The organism is Streptomyces capoamus, assembly GCF_014654935.1.
GTDB classification, from domain to species: domain Bacteria; phylum Actinomycetota; class Actinomycetes; order Streptomycetales; family Streptomycetaceae; genus Streptomyces; species Streptomyces capoamus.
In genome coordinates, this window is record NZ_BNBF01000046.1 from 21218 (window position 1) to 22798 (window position 1581).

At 73.0% G+C, this 1581-nt stretch carries 2 protein-coding genes; both read left to right on the forward strand.

Annotated features, from left to right (window positions below; translation table 11 throughout):
• Positions 1 to 595, forward strand: a 595-nt coding sequence (locus IE312_RS36980) for an enoyl-CoA hydratase/isomerase family protein (protein ID WP_229900895.1), incomplete at its 5' end; no start/stop codon positions are given.
• 298 nt (positions 596 to 893) lie between these two features.
• On the forward strand, positions 894 to 1397 hold the full coding sequence (locus tag IE312_RS36985) for an ATP-binding protein (RefSeq protein ID WP_053711786.1): 504 nt from the start codon (positions 894 to 896) through the stop codon (positions 1395 to 1397).
• The last annotated feature ends 184 nt before the right edge of the window (positions 1398 to 1581 follow it).

Consider the following 1581-nt stretch of genomic DNA (forward strand, 5'->3'; position numbering starts at 1 on the left):
GGCGGGCGCGGACATCAAGGAGATGCAGAACATGGACCATCCCGCGATGGTCCGCCGCTCCCGCGGCCTGCAGGACGCCTTCACCGCCGTGGCCCGCATCCCCAAGCCGGTCGTCGCCGCCGTCACCGGGTACGCCCTCGGCGGCGGCTGCGAACTGGCCCTGTGCGCCGACTACCGCATCGCCGCCGACAACGCCAAGCTCGGCCAGCCCGAGATCCTGCTGGGGCTGATCCCGGGCGCCGGCGGGACCCAGCGGCTGCCCCGGCTGATCGGCCCCTCCAAGGCGAAGGACCTGATCTTCACCGGCCGTCAGGTCAAGGCCGACGAGGCTCTCGCCATCGGCCTGGTGGACCGGGTCGTCCCGGCCGCCGAGGTGTACGAGCAGGCGCACGCCTGGGCCGCGAGGCTCGCCCAGGGCCCGGCGCTCGCGCTGCGCGCGGCCAAGGAGTCGGTCGACACCGGCCTGGAGACGGACATCGACACCGGCCTCGCCGTCGAACGGAACTGGTTCGCGGGCCTGTTCGCCACCGAGGACCGCGAGCGGGGCATGCGCAGCTTCGTGGAGGAGGGGCCGGGCAAGGCCAAGTTCGTCTGACCGCCAACGGCGCGCACGCCCGCCGACTCCCCCCGCGGGAGGGGTAGTTGACGTGCCGCCCTCGGCGGGTCCCCCGATGGGGCGGTTTACCGGAGCCTTAAGGCAACCTTAAGTCTGCCGTGTCGTGGGGGCCCGCCGCTCGTGCTGAATCGGGCCGTCCCCGCAGGTCAGGCCGGCTACGTCGGAGACTTCCATGCCTACGGCATATGCCAGGAGGCGGGTGCAGGGCGGGGGCGCACGGGGGGCGTATTCCTCCGGAACGGCCCCCAAGTCGCCTCCGGACGGCCATCATGGGGGCATGGCGGGGCTGGAGGGCATCGAACAGCCGCGGGGACACAGCCGTGCAGCCGCGGCGCGCTGGTCGCCCGCGGTCGAGGACGAACAGGCGCTCAAGGCGATCGAACTGTTCGGCAACCCGACGGAGGCGGAGGTACCGCTGCCGTCCCGCCCCGAGTCCGCCGCCACCGCCCGCCGCCTCGCCCAGGTCGTCGTCCTGCGCACCTGGCGGCTCAGCCCCAAGCTCGCCGAGGACGCGGTCCTGCTCGTGTCGGAACTCGTCGGCAACGCCGTGCGGCACACCGGCGCCCGGGTCTTCGGCCTGCGGATGCGCCGCCGTACCGGATGGATCCGGGTGGAGGTCCGCGACCCCTCGCGCGGCCTGCCCTGTCTGATGCCGGTCCAGGAACTCGACGTCAGCGGACGCGGACTGTTCCTGGTGGACAAGCTCTCCGACCGGTGGGGCGTCGACCTGCTGCCGCGCGGCAAGACGACCTGGTTCGAGATGCGGGTCGCGGACCGGTAGCGGGCTGCGGGCAGACGACCCGAAGTCACCCGGATGCGGGCTAATCGCCGGTTTTCTTACCAACTCATCCTTAAATGGTGCGGGTGACCTCCACCCCCCGCCGAGATGTGCTGCGCGCCGGCGCCGGGCTCGTCGCCGGCGGCGCGTTCGCCGCCGGCTGCGGTACCGGCCAGGCCGCCGCCCC